Origin of the sequence: Isoptericola jiangsuensis (assembly GCF_002563715.1) — a bacterium.
GTDB lineage: Bacteria > Actinomycetota > Actinomycetes > Actinomycetales > Cellulomonadaceae > Isoptericola > Isoptericola jiangsuensis.
Genome location: NZ_PDJJ01000001.1, coordinates 529,036 through 547,361, shown reverse-complemented (window position 1 = coordinate 547,361; position 18,326 = coordinate 529,036). Strand labels below are relative to the sequence as shown.

Below are 18,326 nucleotides of genomic sequence, written 5' to 3'. Positions count from 1 at the left end.
CCCGACCGACACCCGCACGACCGTGAAGGCAGGCCCTCGCCGCATGGACCCCCAGCTCGCCGCCCACATCGCCGAGCACATCGCCGAGGAGCCGGCGGAGCCGGCCGCGGTCCCGGTGCCGGCGGAGCTGGAGCCGCTGCCCGCGGACCGGTTCGCCGACCGTGAGCTGAGCTGGCTCGCGTTCAACGAGCGCGTGCTGGAGCTCGCGGAGGACCCGACGCTGCCGCTGCTGGAGCGGGTGCGGTTCCTCGCGATCTTCGCGTCGAACCTGGACGAGTTCTTCATGGTGCGGGTGGCGGGCCTGAAGCGGCGCATCGCCACGGGCATCGCGGTCACCGCGGCGTCGGGCCTCACCCCGCGCGAGGTCCTGGAGGGCATCGGGGCGGGCGCGCACCGCCTGATGCGCCGGCACGCGGAGGTGTTCCGCGACCAGGTGCAGCCGGTCCTCGCGGACGAGAACATCACGATCGTCCACTGGGAGGACCTGGCGGAGAAGGAGCAGATCCGCCTCCACAAGTTCTTCCGCAAGCAGATCTTCCCCGTGCTGACGCCGCTGGCCGTCGATCCCGCGCACCCCTTCCCGTACATCTCGGGGCTGTCGCTGAACCTCGCCGTCGTGGTCGCGAACCCGGTGACGGGCAAGGAGCACTTCGCGCGCGTCAAGGTGCCGCCGCTGCTGCCGCGGTTCATCGCGGTCGACGACCGGGGCCGCCCGAGCGCGCCGACGCCCACGCAGGGCGGCGGCACGCAGACGTCGTTCGTGCCGCTCGAGGAGGTCATCGCCCACCACCTCGACCACCTGTTCCCCGGCATGGAGGTGCGCGAGCACCACACGTTCCGCGTCACCCGCAACGAGGACGTGGAGGTCGAGGAGGACGACGCCGAGAACCTGCTCCAGGCGATGGAGAAGGAGCTGCTGCGGCGCCGGTTCGGCCCGCCGGTCCGCCTGGAGCTGGCCGAGGGCATCTCGGAGCGCATCCGCGAGCTGCTGATCCGCGAGCTCGCCGTGTCCGAGGAGGAGGTGTACGAGCTCCCCGCCCCGCTGGACCTCACGGGCCTCAACGTCATCGCGGACATCGACCGGACGGACCTGCACTACCCGCGGTTCGTCCCGACGACGCACCGCCAGCTCGCCGAGGTCGAGTCGGCGATGCCGGGCAACGTGTTCCAGTCCATCCGGGAGCGCGACGTCCTGCTGCACCACCCATACGACTCGTTCTCGACGTCGGTGCAGACGTTCCTGGAGCAGGCCGCCGCCGACCCGAAGGTCCTGGCGATCAAGCAGACGCTGTACCGCACGTCGGGCGACTCCCCCATCGTGGACGCCCTCATCGACGCCGCGGAGGCCGGCAAGCAGGTTCTCGCGCTGGTGGAGATCAAGGCGCGGTTCGACGAGCAGGCGAACATCTCGTGGGCGCGCAAGCTGGAGGAGGCGGGCGTCCACGTCGTGTACGGCATCGTCGGCCTCAAGACGCACTGCAAGCTGTCCCTCGTGGTGCGCCAGGAGTCCGACGGGCTGCGCCGCTACTGCCACGTCGGCACCGGCAACTACCACCCGAAGACGGCCCGCCTGTACACCGACCACGGCCTGCTGACGTGCGACCCGGACGTGGGGCAGGACCTCACGCGCCTGTTCAACCAGCTCTCGGGGTACGCGCCCCGGTCCCGGTTCCACCGGCTGCTGGTGGCGCCCCGCACGGTGCGCAGCGGCCTCATCGAGCGCATCGACCGCGAGGCGGCCGCCGCCCGTGCCGGGCACGAGGCGTGGGTGAAGTTCAAGGTGAACTCCGCCGTCGACGAGGCCACGATCGACGCCCTGTACCGGGCGTCGCAGGCCGGCGTGAAGGTCGACCTGGTGGTGCGCGGCATCTGCGCGGTGCGGCCGGGCGTGCCGGGCCTGAGCGAGAACATCCGGGTCCGGTCGATCCTCGGCCGGTTCCTGGAGCACTCGCGGATCTTCGCGTTCGCGAACTCGGCGGGACCGCAGATCGGCGAGGGGCCCGAGGCCGGGCCGGAGGTGTTCATCGGGTCGGCCGACCTCATGCACCGCAACCTCGACCGTCGCGTGGAGGCGCTGGTGCGCATCACCGACCAGGGGCAGATCCTCGAGCTGCTGGAGCTGATGAACGACTCGGTGTCGCCGCGCACGGCGTCGTGGCACCTCGGCCCCGACGGCGGCTGGGAGCGCCAGGTGACCGGTCCCGACGGGGAGCCCACCGACGACCTGCAGGCCGTGCTGGTGGACCGGCACCGTCGGCGCCCGTCCCGGTCCTGACGGCGCCGATGAGCAGCTCCCTGCCCTGGGCGACCCGCCCCCTGCTGACGTCCACGCCGTTCGTCGACCCGCTGGGCGCGACGTCGGTGCCCCACGCCCCTGTCATCGAGACGGCGGGCGCCCTGGTGTGGCGGGTGCGGCAGGGTCGCCTCCAGGTGCAGCTCGTGCACCGGCCGCGCTACGACGACTGGTCGTGGCCGAAGGGCAAGCACGAGGACGGCGAGGCGCTGTCCACGACCGCGGTGCGCGAGGTCACCGAGGAGACGGGCAAGCCGATCGTCGTGGGCGTGCCGCTGCCGGGCCTGCAGTACCTGACGCCCGAGGGGCGCGTGAAGCGCGTGCACTACTGGGCGGCCCGACGGGCCGGCGCGGAGACGGACGCCCGGGCGCTGGCCGCGCGGGCACCCGTGGCCCCGGTGAACAAGCGCGAGATCGACCGGACGGAGTGGCTGGACGCCGACGAGGCGGCCGAGCGCCTGACGCGCGCGTCGGACCGCGGGCCGCTGGACGAGCTGCGGGAGGCCCACGCCGACCTGCGCCTGGACACCCGCGCCCTCGTGATCGTGCGGCACGGCCGCGCGGTGCCCCGCCAGACGTGGCACGGCGAGGAGCAGGAGCGCCCCCTGACGCCCGTGGGGCACGCGCAGGCGTCCGCCCTGGTGCCGGTGCTGGCCGGGTACGGCGTCAGCACGGTCGTGTCGAGCCGGTGGGAGCGGTGCGCGACGACGATGGACCCGTACGTGCGGGCGGCGGGGCTGCGCCCGGAGTACAGCGACTCGCTCGGCGAGGCGCAGCACGAGCGCTCGCCCGCCCGGGTCGCGGCCGCGGTGCGGGACCTGCTGGAGCAGCCGCGCGCGTCGGTGCTGTGCACCCACCGTCCGGTGCTGCCGACGGTCCTGGACGTCCTCGGCCAGCACTCGCGCCGGTCGGTCGCGGCGGTGCTGCCGCGACGCGACCCGTACCTGGAGCCGGGCGAGGCTCTCGTCGCGCACGTCGCGGCCACGTCGAAGGGGCCTCGGGTCGTCGCGGCCGAACGGATCTCCCCGCCCGTGTGGTGAGCCGGCTCAGCCGACGGCGAGCAGCACGGCCCAGGTGACACCCGCGGCGAGCAGCCCCGCGACGGGCGCCGTGAGGAGCCAGAAGACCGCGATGTTGCGGGCGACGCCCCAGCGGACCGCGGACAGCCGTCGGGTCGCGCCGACGCCGGTGATGGCCGAGGTGATGATGTGCGTGGTGGAGACGGGCGCGTTCAGCACGAGCGCGTTGACGTACAGCAGCAGGGAGGCGACGGACTCGGCGACGAACCCGCGCGCGGGGTCGAGCTCGATGATGCGACGCCCCAGCGTGCGCATGATCCGCCAGCCGCCGACGTACGTGCCGACGCCCATGGCGGTCGCGGCGGACAGCTTGACCCACCAGGGGATGCCGTCCGCGGGGGCGACCGTGCCGACGGTGAGCAGCGCCAGCCAGATGACACCCATCGTCTTCTGCGCGGCCTGGAGGCCGTGGCCGAGCGCCATCGCGGCGGCGGACGCCGTCTGCGCGACCCGGAACCGCCGGTTGACCTTCGCGTGCGGCTTGTCGCGGAAGATCCACATGACGCCGATCATCGCGGCGTAGGCGCCGACGAAGCCGACCAGCGGGGACACCAGCGTCGGCAGCACCACCTTGTCGACGATCTCCGGGCCGTAGACCGTCATCCCGCCGGCGAGGCCCGCACCGATGAGCCCGCCGATGAGGGAGTGCGTGGAGGACGTCGGCATGCCGAACCACCAGGCCAGCACGTTCCACGCGGTGGCACCGACCAGCGCGCTGAGCAGCACGAGCAGCGACTGCTGGACCGTCGCGCCCGACAGGTCCACGATCGACGTCGCGATGGTCTCCGCGACCTGGGTGCCGAGGAGCGCTCCCACGAAGTTCATCACCGCGGCCATGCCGACCGCGATCCGCGGGGTCAGGGCGTGCGTCGAGATCGACGTCGCCACCGCGTTGGCGGCGTCGTGGAAGCCGTTGGTGTAGGCGAACCCGAGGGCCAGCGCCACGATGACGCCGACGATCACGAGCTCCACGCTCAGGACTCCTTGAGCGCGATGGTCTCGACCATGTTCGCCACCCGCTCGAACGCGTCCGTCGCCTCCTCGAGGACGTCCACGACCTCCTTGAGCTTGATGAGAGCGATCGGGTCGGTGGCACGGTCGAACATGTCGCCCAGCAGCGTCCGGTGCAGCGTGTCGCCCTGGTTCTCCAGGCGGTTGATCTCCACGCAGTACTCGGGGAGCTGGTCCAGCTTGCGCAGGCGCGGCATGGCGTCCGCCGTCAGCTCCGCGCAGCGCTGCAGCACCTGCACCTGCTCGGACACCGCCATCGGCAGCTCGTCGATCTTGTACAGCACGATGAGCTGGCCGGCCTCGTCCATCGCGTCCATGCAGTCGTCCAGCGCGGACGCGAGATGGTAGATGTCGTCCCGGTCGAGCGGCGTGACGAACGTCTGGTTGAGGCGGCGCATGATCGAGTGGGTGGCGTCGTCGGCGGCGTGCTCGGCCTCCGACAGGCGGTCCGCGATCTCGTGCCGGTCCAGCCGTGACGCACCGAGGAGCTCGGCCAGGAGGGTGGCGCCGGTGACGGTGTGACGCGCGATCTCGGCCAGGAGGTCGAAGTAGGTGGTGTCACGCGGGGTGAGGCGCAGGCGCACGGAGGGCTCCCGGAGGCGAAGGACGCACGATCAGTCACAGGGTAGGTCCCGGCACGACGCAGCGCTAAATCCGCGCAGGCGGGACGGCGTGGGCGTGCTCCTCGGCCGGAGGAAGAGGAGGTGCGACGCCGGACCGGGAAGCGCCTCTCGGCGCGTGGCCGCTCGTAGCGGCTGAAGATGGAGCCCGGGGCAACCGCGGCCCGACGTCGCACCGGCATCGTAAGCACCACCCCACCGTCCGGGACAAGTCCGACGCACCCGCGACCGGCGTGTCGATCCTCACGCCGGCCCCGCTGCCGGCTCGGCGACCCTCGTCGCGACCGGGCCCGCGGCTCGACGCCGGGCGGGTGCCGGGCTCAGTCGAGGGCGCCGGTGCGCCACAGCGCCGCCGCGTGCTCCAGCTCCGTCGCCGTCCCCACGAGGTCCGCCGCGCCCCGCGTCATGCGGGCCGCACCGTCGGGGTCGGCGACCTCCCGCGCGTCGGCGTCGTAGGCCGCACCCGCGGCGAGGATGCGGCAGAACGCCGCGGCACGCTCCAGCGCGACGGCGAGGTCGCCCGCGAACACGCCCGACAGGACGGTGTCGGCCAGCGCGCGCAGGTCGTCCGGCGACGGCGGGCGGGGCACCCCCGCGACGACCTCCGCCACGGGGGCGACGTCCACGCCGAGCCGGTAGCGCAGGCCCACCGTGCGCGGGTCGCGGCGCACCCACTCGCGCAGCGCGTACAGCCGCCACAGGGCGCCGGGGAGCGTCGCCGGGGCGGCGTCGGCCCACAGGCCGGCGACGACGTCGAGCCCCTCGTCCTCGACGAGCCGCACGAGCCGGCCCACGACCTCCGGGTCCTCGGCCGCGCGCGCCCGGTGCACGACGGCGCGGGCGGTGGTGTGCGCGACCTCGTCCCGGCGGGCCGGGTCGACGTCGCCCGGCAGCTCGTCGGCGGCTCGCGGGTCGGGCATGGCCGGGCGGCGGAACCGGGGAGCTGAGGTCATCACCCCAGTGTCGCAGGCCCGGTGCGGGACCCGGCCGGGCGGGGCGGCGCCGTCCCGCCCCACCGTGCCGACCTGCGACGACCGACCTAGCATCGGCCGTAGGCGGCCCGCCCGGTCGCTGTTCCCGACGACCAAGGAGACACACGCATGTCGGATCCTTCTCCCGCCGGCACCGGCGCCCGCGGGGCACATCGCAAGGCGATGGCGCTGTCGATCTCGGCGGCCGTGGGCGGCTTCCTGTTCGGGTTCGACTCCTCGGTCATCAACGGCGCCGTCGAGGCGGTCGAGGGCGAGTTCGACCTCTCGTCGACGGTGACGGGTCTCGTCGTCGCGGTGGCGCTGCTGGGGTGCGCGCTGGGCGCGTGGGGCGCGGGTCGGCTGGCCGACCGCTGGGGCCGCATCCGCACGATGGTGCTCGGCGCGGGACTGTTCCTCGTGTCGTCGATCCTGTCGGCGATCGCGTGGTCGGCGCTCGACCTGTCGATCTGGCGGTTCATGGCGGGGGTCGGCATCGGTATCGCGTCGGTGATCGCGCCCGCGTACATCGCGGAGATCGCGCCGGCGAGCATCCGCGGCACGCTGGGCTCGCTGCAGCAGCTCGCGATCACGGTCGGTATCTTCGCGGCCCTGCTGAGCGACCAGCTCCTGGCGGAGGCCGCGGGCGGCGCGGCGAACGAGCTGTGGCTGGGCTGGGAGGCCTGGCGGTGGATGTTCATGGTGGGGGTGGTCCCGGCCGTGGTGTACGGGGTGCTGGCGATCCGCATGCCGGAGTCGCCGCGCTTCCTGGTGGCCAAGGGCCGCGACGACGAGGCCCGCGCGGTGCTGGACTCGGTGCTCGGCCCGGAGGAGGGCGTGGGCGACCGGATCGGCGAGATCAAGTCGTCGATCGCCACCGACGAGAAGAACGCGGAGCTGGGCTCGCTGCGCGGCGACGGGTTCCTCGGCCTGAAGTCGATCGTCTGGGTGGGCATCCTGCTGGCGGTGTTCCAGCAGTTCGTCGGCATCAACGTGATCTTCTACTACTCGACGACGCTGTGGCAGGCGGTCGGGTTCGACGAGTCGCAGGCGTTCCTGGTCTCGACGATCACGGCGGTGACGAACATCGCGGTGACGTTCATCGCGATCGCGCTGATCGACAAGGTGGGGCGGCGTCCGCTGCTGCTCATCGGGTCGGCGGGCATGGCGGTGTCGCTGCTGGCGATGGCGGCGGTGTTCACGCAGGGCACGACGTCGGTGGACGCGGCGGGCGAGACGACGCTGTCGCTGGGTGACCCGTGGGCGACGATCGCGCTGATCGGCGCGAACGCGTTCGTGGTGTTCTTCGGCGCGACGTGGGGCCCGCTGATGTGGGTGATGCTCGGCGAGATGTTCCCGAACCGGATCCGGGCGGCGGCCCTCGGCCTGGCGGCGGCGGTGAACTGGCTGGCGAACTTCACCATCACGCTGACGTTCCCGCCGATGCTGGCGAACCTGGGTCCGGCGGTGCCGTACGGCATGTACGGGGCGTTCGCGGCGCTGTCGTTCTTCTTCATCCTGTGGAAGGTGGACGAGACGAAGGGCAAGGAGCTGGAGTCGATGACGGAGGAGGTGCGGCACCGGGGCTGAGGCCCTGCGTCGCGGCTGCGGCCGCGTCGCCGCACGACGTCTCGACGGCGGTCGTCCCCGGTGGGGGCGGCCGCCGTCGTCGTGGGTCGGGAAGATCACCCGCCCGACATTTGCTTGCTGCAAGCAACACACTTATCGTTGCGCCAAGCAACCACAGGAGGGAAGACATGCCGAACGCCGGCCGCACGCTCATCAGCGCCCTGCAGGCGCTCGGTCGCGCCCAGCGCGAGTCCGCCGGGCACCTCGCCGAGTCGCTCGGCTGCCCGCGGGCGAGCCTCGGCATCGTCCTGCTCCTCGACGGGCGGGGCACGCTCCCGCTCTGCGAGGTGGCCGAGGCCCTCAAGGTCGACTCCTCCGTCGCCAGCCGACAGGTCAGCGCCCTCGTCGACTCCGGCCTCGTCCGACGCAGCGTCGACGACCAGGACCGCCGCGCCCGCACCCTCGAGCTCACCGACGCCGGGCGCTCGCTCGCCGCGGACGCCCACGAGGCCTTCGGCCGGCTCGTCGCCACCGGCTTCGCCGACTGGGACGAGTCCGACCTCCTGCACGCCGCCCAGCAGATCCGCAGCGTCGCGGACGCCATCAGCTCCATCCCCCGGGAGGAACTCGTCCGATGACCACCACCGCACCACCCGCACCCGCCATGACCCGGCGCGAGACGCTCGAAGCACTGTCCGGCATCCTGCTCGGCGTCTTCGTCTCGCTCCTGGCCACCACCATCACGTCCACGTCGCTGCCGCACATCGTCAGCGACCTCGGCGGCTCCCAGCACTCCTACACCTGGGTCGTCACCGCGATGCTGCTGACGATGACGATCTCGACCCCGCTGTGGGGCAAGCTGGCCGACCTCACGAACCGCAAGGTCCTCATCCAGGTCGCGCTCGTCATCACCGTCGTGTCCGCCGCCGCGGCCGGCCTCTCCCAGAACATCGAGACCCTCATCGCGTTCCGCGCCGTGCAGGGCATCGGCGCGGGCGGCCTCACGGCCCTCGCGACCGTCCTCATGGCCGACATCATCAGCCCGCGCGAGCGCGGCAAGTACATGGGCCTCATGGGCGGCGTCATGGCCGTCGCGCAGATCGGCGGCCCGCTGCTCGGCGGCGTCCTGACGGACAGCGTCGGCTGGCGCTGGACGTTCTTCGTCGGCATCCCGTTCGCCGTCGCCGCGGCCCTCACCCTGCAGAAGACCCTGCACCTGCCCACCCGCGAGCAGCGCAAGGTCACCATCGACTACGCGGGTGCGACGCTCATCGCCGTGGCCGTGGCGCTGCTGCTCCTGTGGGTCACGTTCGCGGGCGACCAGTTCGCCTGGGCGTCCTGGCAGACCGCCGCCATGGTGGGCGGCGCCGCCCTGGCGCTCGTCGCCACGGTGTTCGTGGAGCGTGCCGCGACCGAGCCGATCATCCCGCTGCACCTGTTCCGCAACCGCACCTTCGTGCTCGCCGTCATCGGTTCGGCGTCCGTGGGCGTCGCGATGTTCGGCACGGCCGTGTTCCTCAGCCAGTACTTCCAGCTGGCCCGCGGCAAGACGCCCACCGAGTCGGGCCTGCTCACCATCCCCATGGTGGTCGGCACGATGCTGGCCGGCCTCGTCCTGGGCCGCATCATCTCCGCCACCGGCCGGTACAAGGCCATCATGGTCGGCGGCGCCGCGGTGCTGTCGCTGTCGCTGTTCGGCCTGTCCACCATCGAGGTCGACACGAGCTTCGTCGTCATCTCCGTGTACCTCTTCGGTCTCGGCATCTCGGTCGGCGCGCTCATGCAGAACCTCGTCCTGGCCACGCAGAACACCCTCGACGTGCACGAGATGGGCGCCGGGACCTCCGGCGTCGCGTTCTTCCGGTCGCTCGGCGGCGCCATCGGCGTGTCCGTCCTGGGCGCCGTGATGGCGAGCCAGGTCAAGGACGGCATCACGTCCGGCCTCGCCGACCTCGGCGTCCCGGCCTCCGCCCTCGGCGGCAGCGCCGGGGCCGTGCCCGACCTGTCGGCGCTCCCCGCGCCCGTGGCGTCGGTCATCGCGTCGGCCTACTCCGACGGCATCACGGAGATCTTCCTGCTCGCGGTGCCGATGGCGCTCGTGTCGCTCGTCGCCGTGCTGTTCATCAAGGAGGTCCCGCTGGGGCAGCGGTCCGGCATCGAGCAGCTGCGCGACGAGGAGCTCGTCGAGGAGCCGACGGCGGTCTGAGACCCGCACCGTCCGCGCCGAGGGGCGGTCCGCACACCCGCGGGCCGCCCCTCGACGCGTCGCTGTGCGGAACTTCACCCGCTCTTGGGGCGTTCCGGCGCGATTCGTGGCGAAGATCCGTCCCCGAAACGTCCCGGAACCAGTCATCATGAGGCATGCACGACGCCGCGAGCAGCCTGCCGGACCCCCGCACCGACCCGTTCGGCGCCCTCGAACGCGAGGTGCGGCTCCTCATCCGCCGTGCCCAGTCGATGGCCGCGCAGACGGCGGCCCGCATCCATCCCGAGCTCAACGCGTCCGCCTACCCCCTGCTCGCGCACATCGCGAAGAACCCCGGCACGCGCGGCTCCGACCTCGCGGCGCACTTCGGCGTCGGCCGGGCCACGGTGTCCCGGCAGCTGAGCCGCCTCGAGAGCCTCGGCCTCGTGCAGCGGCGCGTCGATCCCGCGGACACCCGCGGGCAGCTCATCACGCTCACCGACGACGGCGCCGCACGGTTCCTGCGCGCCCGCGACGCCCGCATCACCATGCTCGAGCACGCCCTCGGCGACTGGGAGAAGACCGACGTCTCCGAGCTCGCGACGCTGATGCGCCGCTACTCCGAGGACGTCGTCGCCTGGCTCGACACGCACCAGGGACGGCAGCTCAGCGCACCAGACGCGACCGCAGAGCGCTGAGCACCTCCGGTTCGCCGCCCTGCGCGGCGAACCAGCCCGCCGCACCGCCCTCGTGCGCGTCGAGGTGGTCCAGCACCGCCTCGATCGCGTGCGGCGGCGCCGTGAGCAGCTCGGGCGGCAGCGCGGCCAGCACGTGCTCGCTGGGCCGACCGGCCGTGGTGGACCCCGCCGGCCAGGCCCGCGCCACCACCTGCGGCATGTGCGGGTCCGTGCGCACGTAGTCCGTGACGACGGCGGCGCGCTCCACCCCGACCAGCGTCAGGACGATCGCGACCAGGATGCCCGTGCGGTCCTTGCCGGCCGTGCAGTGCACCAGCACGGGCGCGTCGTCCGCCGCGACCGCCCGCACCCCGTCGACGAGGTGGCGCGCCGCCACCCCGTCCAGGAGCTCGACGTACAGCCGCGCCAGGTCGAACGGCACGGCGTCCCGCGCCTCCGCGTTCCGCGTCGCGCCGTCGAGCACCGGCAGCGACACGACCCGGGCCACGTCCGCCAGCGGGTGCGCGGCGTCGCCCTCCCCCGCGTCCCGCAGGTCCACCACGGTGCGCGGCGGCCACGCCACGTCCCGGGGCGGCTCGTCGCCCGCGTGCGGCGCGTCGGAGCGCAGCAGCACGCCGGGGCGCAGCGCCGCCGACGCCGACGCGACGTCGCGCAGGTTCACCAGGTGGGGCCGGGCAGCAGGGATCTCGACGCTCATGGCCCGACGCTAGCCGACGACCGTGCCGCCGACCCGACGCCTCAGGACTCGGCCGGCTCGAACGTCAGGCTCACGGAGTTCATGCAGTAGCGGTCCCCCGTCGGGGTCTGCGGGGCGTCGTCGAACACGTGCCCCAGGTGGGACCCGCAGCGGGCGCAGCGCACCTCGGTGCGCACCATGCCGAGCGTCCGGTCCTCGATCAGTTCGACCCGGTCCCCCGCGAGCGGCGTGTAGAACGAGGGCCACCCGCAGTGGGAGTCGAACTTGGTGCCGCTGCGGAACAGCTCGTTGCCGCAGGCCCGGCACCGGTACACGCCGTCGCGCTTCTCGTCGAGGAGCTCGCCGGTCCAGGCGCGCTCGGTGCCGGCCTGCCGCAGCACGTGGAACTCCTGCGGGTTCAGCTCGACACGCCACTCGTCGTCGGTCTTGTTCACGTCGTAGGTCATGCCCGGGTCAACCGTGGGTCCGGGCCCGATGTTCCGACGCCCCGGGCCGACGTGCGGTCCGGGGCGTCGAGGGGTGTCCGGGCTCAGCGGCCGGAGCCGCCCTGACGGCCGCGGGACTGGCCGGAGCGGCCGCCGCCCTGCCCGGCGGGGCGTCCGCCCTGGCCGCGACCGGCGGTCTGACCGCCGGCGTGGCGACCGCCGGAGGCCCGGCCGCCGTTGCCCTGCGCGCCGCCGGAGCGGCCACCGCCCTGCGGGGCGCCCTGGGAGGCGCCCTGCCCGGAGGCCTGGCCGCCGCCGGAGCGGCCACGACCGCCACGACGACGTCGACCGCCACCGGCGGTCTGCCCGCCCGCGGGCGCCGCGGCACGGGTCTGCTGCTGCGGCGTGGGGGCGGCGACGGGCTCGACGAACGCGGCGACCTCGCCGACGAGCGCGGACACGACGGCGTCGCCGGGGCGCACGTCCTGCGGGCGCGCGGAGATGCGGGCCTTGCGGGTGAGGTCGCGGACGTCGCCGCGCTCCTCGGGGAGCATGAGGGTGACGACGTCGCCGCCGGACCCGGCGCGGGCCGTGCGGCCCGACCGGTGCAGGTACGCCTTGTGCTCGGCGGGCGGGTCGACGTGCACGACGAGCTCGACCTCGTCGACGTGGATGCCGCGCGCCGCGATGTCGGTGGCGACCATGACCTTGACGTCCCCGGAGGAGAACGCGGCGAGGTTCCGCTCGCGGGCGCCCTGGCCGAGGTTGCCGTGCAGGTCGACGGCGGGAACGCCGGCGGCGGTGAGCTGGCGGGCCAGCTTCTTCGCCTGGTGCTTGGTGCGGGTGAACAGGACGCGGCGGCCGGTGCCCTGGGCGAGCTGGTGGACGACGTCCCGCTTCACCTCCTTGTCGGCGACGGCGAGGATGTGGTGCGTCATCTGCGGCGGCGGCGCGGCGGCCTCGTCGACGGAGTGCGTGACGGGGTTGGTGAGGTACCGCTTGACCAGCACGTCCACGCCGTTGTCGAGCGTGGCGGAGAACAGCAGGCGCTGCCCGGTGCGGGGGGTGCGGTCCATGATGCGCTTCACGCCGGGCAGGAACCCGAGGTCGGCCATGTGGTCGGCCTCGTCGAGCACGGTGATCTCGACGTCGTCGAGGGTGAGGACCTTCTGGTTGAGGAGGTCCTCGAGACGGCCGGGGCACGCGATGAGGACGTCGACGCCCGCGCCGAGCGCGGTGACCTGCCGGGACTGGGCGACCCCGCCGAACACGGTGGTGGTGCGCAGGCCGAGGGCCTCGGCGAGCGGCTTCATCGTGGCGTCGATCTGGTTCGCGAGCTCGCGCGTCGGGCAGAGCACGAGGGCGCGCGGCCGGTTCGCGGTACGGCGGGCGCGGCCCTCCGCCTTGGCCTGCGCCGCGGAACGGGCGAGGCGCGTCACGACGGGCAGGGAGAACGCGAGCGTCTTGCCGGAGCCCGTGCGGCCGCGGCCGAGGACGTCACGGCCCGCCATGGTGTCCGGCAGGGACGCCGACTGGATGGGGAACGGGGAGGTGATGCCGGCGGACGTCAGGTGGGAGACGACGGGCGCGGGCAGGCCGAGATCGGCGAAGGTGGTCACGCAGGAAACCTCTCTGAGGACGTCGAAGGACGTCCGGGTCGGGAACCGCCGCACGCAATCCGGGGGCGGATCTCCACGACGCAGGCGCGCGCGGTCGCGCAGCCTCGGTGCCCCATTCTCGCACGGACGCCCGTCGGCGTCCTGGTCGGCCGTCCGGCGGACCGTCCGGCGGGGCCGCGGCGGACCTCTCCCACGCCCCTCGTCGCCCCCACCGGGCCCCGGGCGGTCGTGGTGGAATGGGCGCCGTGGACGACTTCCTCACCGCCGCCGGCGACGTGCTCGCGCAGATCTGGTCCGCCGCGACGACCCCCGTCGCGCCGCCCGACCGGACGGTCGTGCTGGCGGCCGGGCTGGCCGCGCTGGCGGTCGTGCTGGTGTCGCCGGTGTGGCGCGTGGCACGGCACGTCGTCACGATCGCGCACGAGGGCGCGCACGCCGTCGTCGCGATGCTGACGGGCCGCCGCCTGGACGGCATCCGCCTGCACTCGGACACGTCGGGACTCACGGTGACGGCGGGGCGCCCCCGCGGCATCGGCATGATCCTCACCGCGTTCGCCGGGTACGTGGGGCCGGGCCTGGTGGGGCTGGGGGCGGCGTGGCTGCTGCGCGCCGGCTACGCGGTGGGGCTGCTGTGGCTGCTCGTCGCGCTGCTGGCGCTGCTGCTGCTGAAGATCCGCAACTGGTTCGGCCTGTGGTCGGTGCTGGTGAGCGGCGCCGCGCTGGTCGCGGTGTCGTGGTGGCTGGAACCGGCCGCGCAGTCGACGGTGGCCTACGCCGTCACGTGGTTCCTGCTGCTCGGGTCGGTGCGGCCCGTCTTCGAGCTGCAGGCCCAGCGTGCTCGTGGCCGGGCCCGCAGCTCGGACGCGGACCAGCTCGGTCGGCTGACCGGCGTCCCCGCGATCGTGTGGGTGGGGGTCTTCGTGCTCGTCACGGTGGGCTGCCTCGTGCTGGGCACGACGTGGATCGTGGAGCCCGCCGCCTGACGGCACCCGTCAGAGCTTGGCGTACCGGGCGCGGGCGAACGAGTACAGCCCGTACGCGGCGATGCCGAGCCCGACGACGACCAGCAGCACCACGCCGAACGGCTGGTCGCGGATCGCCTTGAGGGCGTCGTCGAACCCGCCGGCCTTGTCGGCGTCGTGGGTGACGGCGGCGACGACGAACAGCACGCCGAGCACGCCCAGCGCGACGCCCTTGGCGATGTAGCCGACCTGGCCGAGGCGCACCACGGCGTCGCCGACGGCGCCGGGCCCGGTGGTGACGAGGTCCTCGCGGAACTTCTTGGTCCAGCCCTTGTAGACGTGGAACACGCCGACGGCGACGATGGCGAGGCCGACGGCACCGATGAGCAGCTCCCCGCCGGGCGCCTTGAGCACCTTCGCGGTGAGGTCCTCCTGCGTGTTCCCGCCGCCGCCTCCGCCGCCGGTGGCGATGCGGGCGGCGAGCACGGCGAGGAAGCCGTAGAGGATGCCCTTGCCGGCGGCCTTGAGGCGGGCGCCCGTCTGCTTCGCCGTGTCGGAGCCGGGGACGCCGACGGCGGCCTCGACGAGGTGCCACAGCGCGAGCGCCGCGAGACCGACGGCGGCGGCCCACAGCAGGAACGCGCCGCCGGGGGCGTCGGCGAGCTGGCGCAGCGCGCCCGACTGGTCGGCGCTGCCGCCGCCGGAGTCGCCGAACGCGAGACGGACGGCGAGCCAGCCGATGATGAGGTGCAGGATGCCGGACGCGACGTAGCCGACGCGGGCCAGGGTGCGCAGGGCCTTGCTGTTCTTCGCGCGACGGGCGGCGTGCTCGGCGGAGTTCGTCGGGGAAGTCACGGTTCACCTCCAGGTGTCAGGAATCTCGTGACATGCCCGGACACCGTGCCTCACGGCCGGGCGCCCCGCCACCGGAACGCCGGTGACGAGCGTCTCCGCGGCTCGCCGGGCGCTCCCCGGGACGACGAACGGCGGAGCACCCCGGGTGGGGGCTCCGCCGTCGCGCCGGCCGGGACCGGTGGGTCCTGCTGCTCAGTCCTGCTGCGGGGTGAGGACGAAACCCGGTCCCTCGGTCGAGGGCTGCGCGTCGAGCTCCAGCGTGGCCAGCGCGACGGCGGCCTCGGAGTCGACGAAGACGTGGGTCTGCCCCTTCTCGTCCACGACCTGGTCGTCGGGCTTGGGGGCGGGGACGAGCGCGAGCTCGAAGTTGCCGGGCTGGTCGGCCGACTGCGCGATGCGCAGGCCGCCCTCGGCGGGTACGCCGGCCTGCTCGGCCAGGGTGTCGACAGCGGTACGGGCGTTCTCCGTCACGGTGAGCATGAGTGCTCCTCTCGTCGGGGTTCGCGACTCCTCCACCGAAGCAAAAGGCTGCCGAGGATGCAACGCGACCGCCCTGACGAGACGAAACCTCCCGCTGGGTGAGACGGGACGTGGTGATGCGGTGAGGGACCGGTGCGAGGTGCGCACGCGCGTCCGCGTAGGCTGACCCGCAGTCGGCCCCGGCCGGCGGGCCTCTAGCTCAACTGGCAGAGCAGCGGACTTTTAATCCGCGGGTTGTGGGTTCGATCCCCACGGGGCCCACCCCCTGCGCGCGCCGTCGCCCTGTTGTCGCCTCGCACCGGTGCACGCCAGGATGGCGTGCGTGACCGTGCTGCTGGACCCGATCCTGCCCGCCCCGCTCGTCGTCGCCCACCGCGGGTACGCGGCCGTGGCGCCCCAGAACACGATGGCGTCGTTCGAGGCGGCGTGGCGCAGCGGCGCCCCGGCGCTCGAGCTGGACGTGCGGCTGTCGGCGGACGGCGTGCCGGTGGTGATCCACGACCCGGTGGTGGACCGCGTGACGGACGGCTCCGGCGCGGTGGCAGACCTCGACGGCGCGACCATCGCGGGCCTGGACGCCGGGGCGCGCTTCTCGGAGCACCTGGCGGGCCAGCACGTGCCGACGTTCGCGCAGGTGCTGCGGTTCCTCGCCCGCCGTCCGGGTCTGGACCTGCTGTGCGAGTACAAGGGCGTCTGGACGCCGGAACAGCTCGCCCCGACGACGCGCGCGCTGGACGCGGCCGGCATGGCCGGCCGCGTGCTGGTGCAGGGGTTCCGCCGCGAGACGGTGGCCGCGCTGCGGGAGGCGGCGCCGCACCTGCCGCGCGGGCTGCTGTGCGACGCGGCCCCCGACGACCTGATCGAAGCCGCTCTCGACCTGGGCGCGGTGACGGTGAACCCGTCGGTCGCGGCCGTGCTGGCCGACCCGGACCTCGTGCGCCGCGCCCACGACGCCGGCCTGCGGGTCATGCCGTGGACGGCGAACGAGCCGTCGCTGTGGCGCGGCCTGGTCGCGGCCGGGGTGGACGCGATCATCACCGACCGGCCGGGCGAGCTGACGGGCTGGCTGGCGGGCCGCGCCGACGCCTGACCCGCGCCGAGATCGACCCTGGTGGGGGCCTACTGGCCGTCGCCGCCGTCGTGCCCGCCGTCACCGCCCTCCCCGGGGCCGGCGACGGGACCACCGTCCCCGGAGTCGGGTGCGACGCGCCGCCGACGGCGGTCCTCGTCGTCCAGGGTGTCGACGGCGATCTCGCCGGTGAGGCGCCGTTCGGCGAGCTCCTCGCGCTCGTCGATGGCCTCCTGCCCGGGGCCGGAGAAGTGCTTGGACCGCTCCTCGGCGTCCTTGCTGCCGCTGTAGAGGCCGGGGCGCTCGGTCGGCGGCAGCACCACGGTCTCGTCGGCGCGGCCGCGTACGGGAGCGGCGACCTCGCCGAGCAGCACCGTGGTCTCGGGGGTCTCCGCGGGCGGCACGGACGACCGGGTCGGGGACGGCAGGCGACGGTCCCGGACCGGGGCCCGGCGCGGGCCGCGACCCACCCTCGACCGCTTCGTGCCCTCCCCGGCCGGCTCCGCGGCGGACCCCGCGGCGGACTCGGCGGCCGACCCGGTCGAGGACTCGACGGCGGGCTCCGCGGCCGACCCGGACCCGGCCGCCGGCGCGGGCGGGGGCAGGACGGCGGGCGCGCGGCGCCCCTCCCGGTCCGGCGACCCGACGTCGGCCGACCCGGCCGACCCGGCCGACGGCGGGCTCTCGGGACCGTCCGGGGCGTCGTCGGGCAGCGGCGCGACACCCTGCAGACGCGTGCGCGGGATGGCGTAGGGCGCCTCCCGCTGGAGCCAGAGCACCAGGCCCTCGCGGACGGCGCAGCGCAGGTCCCACAGGTTGCCGGCGTCGGCGGCGCTGACGAGCGCGCGGGCGCGCACGACGCCCTCGGTCGCGGCGGTGACCTGGAGGATGCCGAGCCGACGGTCCCACAGCGACGACTCCTGCAGCAGCCGGTCGAGCTCGGCGCGCATGTCGTCCAGCGGCACCCGGAAGTCGACGTCGATCTCGACGGTGCCGAGCAGGTCGGCAGCACGCCGCGTCCAGTTCTCGAACGGCGTCGTCGTGAAGTAGGTGCTGGGCAGGATGAGGCGCCGGTCGTCCCAGGCGTGCACCACCACGTAGGTGAGGGTGATCTCCTCGATGCGGCCGAACTCGCCGTTGAGGACGACGACGTCGTCGACGCGGATCGCGTCGGTGAACGCGATCTGCATGCCCGCGAACGTGTTCGCGAGGCTGGACTGCGCGGCGAGACCGGCCACGAGGGACAGCAGGCCCGCCGAGGCGAGGATGGACGCGCCGGCGGCCCGCATCGCGGGGAAGGTCAGCAGCACCGCGCCGACGGCGAGCACCACGATGACGGCGACGGTGACCCGCCGCACGACGGAGATCTGGGTCTGGACGCGGCGGGCGTGCCGGTCGTCCTGGGAGTGGCTCAGCCGGGCGAGCGTGCGGTCCTCGACGACGAACGCCATCGCCCCGACGAGCCACGCCGTCGCGAGGATCGTGGCGATGAACAGGCCGTGCCGCAGCGGGTCGTACCAGGCCTCGTCCTGGTGCGCGGAGATCTGGAACGCGACCCACACGGCCACGATCATGAGGAGCACGCGCAGCGGGCGCCGCATGCGCAGCGACATGTCGCGCAGCAGGGGCCGGCTCCGGGCGAACCGGTTGACGATCGCCGACACGATGGTGACCACCAGGTAGGCGGCGACGAGGGCGGCGGCGGCCCAGGCGAGGGTCACGGTGAGGGAGACGGTCGACTGGACCGTCTCCTCGGGGATGGCGGGGTCTCCGTCCAGGTAGAGCATCCGCCCAGG

The 18,326-nt window shown here is 73.8% G+C and carries 17 protein-coding genes and 1 tRNA gene; 9 read left to right on the top strand and 9 right to left on the bottom strand.

What is annotated here, in order from left to right; genetic code table 11:
- Positions 1 to 43 precede the first annotated feature (43 nt).
- Together ATJ88_RS02550 and ATJ88_RS02545 are read left to right on the top strand one after the other, a co-directional pair.
- The gene (locus tag ATJ88_RS02550) at positions 44 to 2,275 is read left to right on the top strand and encodes an RNA degradosome polyphosphate kinase (protein WP_098465068.1); all 2,232 of its coding nucleotides are present in this window, start codon (positions 44 to 46) and stop codon (positions 2,273 to 2,275) included.
- A gap of 8 nt (positions 2,276 to 2,283) precedes the next feature.
- Positions 2,284 to 3,333 carry an NUDIX hydrolase gene (locus ATJ88_RS02545; RefSeq protein WP_098462473.1) on the top strand — a complete coding sequence of 350 codons (1,050 nt, stop codon included), beginning with the start codon at positions 2,284 to 2,286 and terminating at the stop codon, positions 3,331 to 3,333.
- Positions 3,334 to 3,339: 6 nt separating this feature from the next.
- On the opposite strand, the gene ATJ88_RS02540 is transcribed toward ATJ88_RS02545, so the two are convergent.
- From ATJ88_RS02540 to ATJ88_RS02530, 3 genes are all read right to left on the bottom strand, one after another.
- Complete coding sequence (locus tag ATJ88_RS02540; RefSeq protein ID WP_098462472.1) at positions 3,340 to 4,344, bottom strand: inorganic phosphate transporter; 1,005 nt, start codon at positions 4,342 to 4,344, stop codon at positions 3,340 to 3,342.
- Positions 4,345 to 4,346: 2 nt separating this feature from the next.
- On the bottom strand, positions 4,347 to 4,967 hold the full coding sequence (locus ATJ88_RS02535; RefSeq protein ID WP_098462471.1) for a DUF47 domain-containing protein: 621 nt from the start codon (positions 4,965 to 4,967) through the stop codon (positions 4,347 to 4,349).
- Between the two features lie 356 nt (positions 4,968 to 5,323).
- Positions 5,324 to 5,923 (bottom strand): hypothetical protein, encoded by a 600-nt coding sequence (locus ATJ88_RS02530; protein ID WP_098462470.1) that lies wholly within the window; start codon positions 5,921 to 5,923, stop codon positions 5,324 to 5,326.
- 180 nt (positions 5,924 to 6,103) lie between these two features.
- Between ATJ88_RS02530 and ATJ88_RS02525 the strand changes: the two genes are divergently transcribed.
- The 4 genes from ATJ88_RS02525 (at position 6,104) to ATJ88_RS02510 (ending at position 10,423) form a co-directional block, all read left to right on the top strand.
- Positions 6,104 to 7,561 carry a sugar porter family MFS transporter gene (locus ATJ88_RS02525; RefSeq protein ID WP_098462469.1) on the top strand — a complete coding sequence of 486 codons (1,458 nt, stop codon included), beginning with the start codon at positions 6,104 to 6,106 and terminating at the stop codon, positions 7,559 to 7,561.
- A gap of 167 nt (positions 7,562 to 7,728) precedes the next feature.
- Entirely contained in the window at positions 7,729 to 8,178 is a 450-nt protein-coding gene (locus tag ATJ88_RS02520) for a MarR family winged helix-turn-helix transcriptional regulator (RefSeq protein WP_098462468.1), read from the top strand.
- The gene (locus ATJ88_RS02515) at positions 8,175 to 9,746 is read left to right on the top strand and encodes an MDR family MFS transporter (RefSeq protein ID WP_098462467.1); all 1,572 of its coding nucleotides are present in this window, start codon (positions 8,175 to 8,177) and stop codon (positions 9,744 to 9,746) included. The genes ATJ88_RS02520 and ATJ88_RS02515 overlap by 4 nt, the downstream gene beginning before the upstream one ends.
- A 155-nt stretch (positions 9,747 to 9,901) precedes the next feature.
- Complete coding sequence (locus ATJ88_RS02510) at positions 9,902 to 10,423, top strand: MarR family winged helix-turn-helix transcriptional regulator (protein WP_098462466.1); 522 nt, start codon at positions 9,902 to 9,904, stop codon at positions 10,421 to 10,423.
- Here ATJ88_RS02510 and ATJ88_RS02505 read toward each other — a convergent pair.
- The 3 genes from ATJ88_RS02505 to ATJ88_RS02495 all read right to left on the bottom strand — a co-directional run bounded on the left by ATJ88_RS02505 (position 10,392) and on the right by ATJ88_RS02495 (position 13,164).
- Positions 10,392 to 11,120 (bottom strand): tyrosine-protein phosphatase, encoded by a 729-nt coding sequence (locus ATJ88_RS02505; RefSeq protein ID WP_098462465.1) that lies wholly within the window; start codon positions 11,118 to 11,120, stop codon positions 10,392 to 10,394. The two genes, ATJ88_RS02510 and ATJ88_RS02505, sit on opposite strands and share 32 nt — an antisense overlap.
- Positions 11,121 to 11,161: 41 nt before the next feature.
- The gene (gene msrB, locus ATJ88_RS02500; protein WP_098462464.1) at positions 11,162 to 11,566 is read right to left on the bottom strand and encodes a peptide-methionine (R)-S-oxide reductase MsrB; all 405 of its coding nucleotides are present in this window, start codon (positions 11,564 to 11,566) and stop codon (positions 11,162 to 11,164) included.
- A gap of 83 nt (positions 11,567 to 11,649) precedes the next feature.
- A complete protein-coding gene (locus ATJ88_RS02495) occupies positions 11,650 to 13,164 on the bottom strand; it encodes a DEAD/DEAH box helicase (protein ID WP_098462463.1) in 1,515 nt (504 codons plus the stop codon).
- Positions 13,165 to 13,400: 236 nt separating this feature from the next.
- Between ATJ88_RS02495 and ATJ88_RS02490 the strand changes: the two genes are divergently transcribed.
- Entirely contained in the window at positions 13,401 to 14,147 is a 747-nt protein-coding gene (locus tag ATJ88_RS02490; RefSeq protein WP_098462462.1) for a M50 family metallopeptidase, read from the top strand.
- A gap of 9 nt (positions 14,148 to 14,156) precedes the next feature.
- Here ATJ88_RS02490 and ATJ88_RS02485 read toward each other — a convergent pair whose 3' ends face one another.
- Positions 14,157 to 14,981 carry a DUF1206 domain-containing protein gene (locus ATJ88_RS02485; protein WP_098462461.1) on the bottom strand — a complete coding sequence of 275 codons (825 nt, stop codon included), beginning with the start codon at positions 14,979 to 14,981 and terminating at the stop codon, positions 14,157 to 14,159.
- Between the two features lie 192 nt (positions 14,982 to 15,173).
- Positions 15,174 to 15,461, bottom strand: coding sequence for a Fe-S cluster assembly protein HesB (locus ATJ88_RS02480; RefSeq protein ID WP_098462460.1), 288 nt, complete (start codon positions 15,459 to 15,461; stop codon positions 15,174 to 15,176).
- 188 nt (positions 15,462 to 15,649) lie between these two features.
- Between ATJ88_RS02480 and ATJ88_RS02475 the strand changes: the two genes are divergently transcribed.
- Both ATJ88_RS02475 and ATJ88_RS02470 read left to right on the top strand, forming a co-directional pair.
- Positions 15,650 to 15,722, top strand: a tRNA-Lys gene (locus ATJ88_RS02475).
- Positions 15,723 to 15,783: 61 nt separating this feature from the next.
- Complete coding sequence (locus ATJ88_RS02470) at positions 15,784 to 16,551, top strand: glycerophosphodiester phosphodiesterase (protein ID WP_245852073.1); 768 nt, start codon at positions 15,784 to 15,786, stop codon at positions 16,549 to 16,551.
- Between the two features lie 29 nt (positions 16,552 to 16,580).
- Here ATJ88_RS02470 and ATJ88_RS02465 read toward each other — a convergent pair whose 3' ends face one another.
- Positions 16,581 to 18,317 (bottom strand): mechanosensitive ion channel family protein, encoded by a 1,737-nt coding sequence (locus ATJ88_RS02465; RefSeq protein ID WP_211287446.1) that lies wholly within the window; start codon positions 18,315 to 18,317, stop codon positions 16,581 to 16,583.
- Positions 18,318 to 18,326: the final 9 nt, after the last annotated feature.

Bases quoted from the DNA above. Each gene is read 5' to 3' on its own strand.
- ATJ88_RS02550 (WP_098465068.1), top strand. From the start codon at position 44: ATGGACCCCCAGCTCGCCGCCCACATCGCCGAGCACATCGCCGAGGAG.
- ATJ88_RS02545 (WP_098462473.1), top strand. From the start codon at position 2,284: ATGAGCAGCTCCCTGCCCTGGGCGACCCGCCCCCTGCTGACGTCCACG.
- ATJ88_RS02530 (WP_098462470.1), bottom strand. From the start codon at position 5,923: ATGCCCGACCCGCGAGCCGCCGACGAGCTGCCGGGCGACGTCGACCCG.
- ATJ88_RS02525 (WP_098462469.1), top strand. From the start codon at position 6,104: ATGTCGGATCCTTCTCCCGCCGGCACCGGCGCCCGCGGGGCACATCGC.
- ATJ88_RS02520 (WP_098462468.1), top strand. From the start codon at position 7,729: ATGCCGAACGCCGGCCGCACGCTCATCAGCGCCCTGCAGGCGCTCGGT.
- ATJ88_RS02515 (WP_098462467.1), top strand. From the start codon at position 8,175: ATGACCACCACCGCACCACCCGCACCCGCCATGACCCGGCGCGAGACG.
- ATJ88_RS02510 (WP_098462466.1), top strand. From the start codon at position 9,902: ATGCACGACGCCGCGAGCAGCCTGCCGGACCCCCGCACCGACCCGTTC.
- ATJ88_RS02505 (WP_098462465.1), bottom strand. From the start codon at position 11,120: ATGAGCGTCGAGATCCCTGCTGCCCGGCCCCACCTGGTGAACCTGCGC.
- msrB (WP_098462464.1), bottom strand. From the start codon at position 11,566: ATGACCTACGACGTGAACAAGACCGACGACGAGTGGCGTGTCGAGCTG.
- ATJ88_RS02490 (WP_098462462.1), top strand. From the start codon at position 13,401: ATGGGCGCCGTGGACGACTTCCTCACCGCCGCCGGCGACGTGCTCGCG.
- ATJ88_RS02480 (WP_098462460.1), bottom strand. From the start codon at position 15,461: ATGCTCACCGTGACGGAGAACGCCCGTACCGCTGTCGACACCCTGGCC.
- ATJ88_RS02465 (WP_211287446.1), bottom strand. From the start codon at position 18,317: ATGCTCTACCTGGACGGAGACCCCGCCATCCCCGAGGAGACGGTCCAG.